Raw genomic sequence first — 315 nt, forward strand, 5'->3', positions numbered from 1 at the left:
GGATCAGCAGGGCATCGAGGCGCACATCGCCGCGACTCGTGCAGCGCACCGTCACCGCCGCCTCCGGCAGATCGCCACCGAGGAGCTCAGGCACGAGCATCCCGTCGGCCTCGGTGAGGCCGCGGTCTCCGGTCGAACCGGCCGCGGTGCGGGTCTTCCACAGTCGGCGGCGTCCGCGGAGGACCTCCCACTCGGCCTCGCCCGCATCTGCCGCCTGTCGCCACACGACACCGTGCAGGATGCCGCCGGACTCGGTGACGTCGAACTCGACCCACTCACCGCGGGGGATGCGCACGTATGCGCCGCCGGACAGAT

The 315-nt window shown here is 72.1% G+C and carries 1 pseudogene; it reads right to left on the bottom strand.

Going from position 1 to position 315, the window contains the following annotated elements:
- Positions 1-315: pseudogene (locus tag L687_RS40535) on the bottom strand (hypothetical protein); the annotation flags it as partial.

Source organism: Microbacterium maritypicum MF109 (assembly GCF_000455825.1).
Taxonomy (GTDB): Bacteria; Actinomycetota; Actinomycetes; order Actinomycetales; family Microbacteriaceae; genus Microbacterium; species Microbacterium maritypicum_A.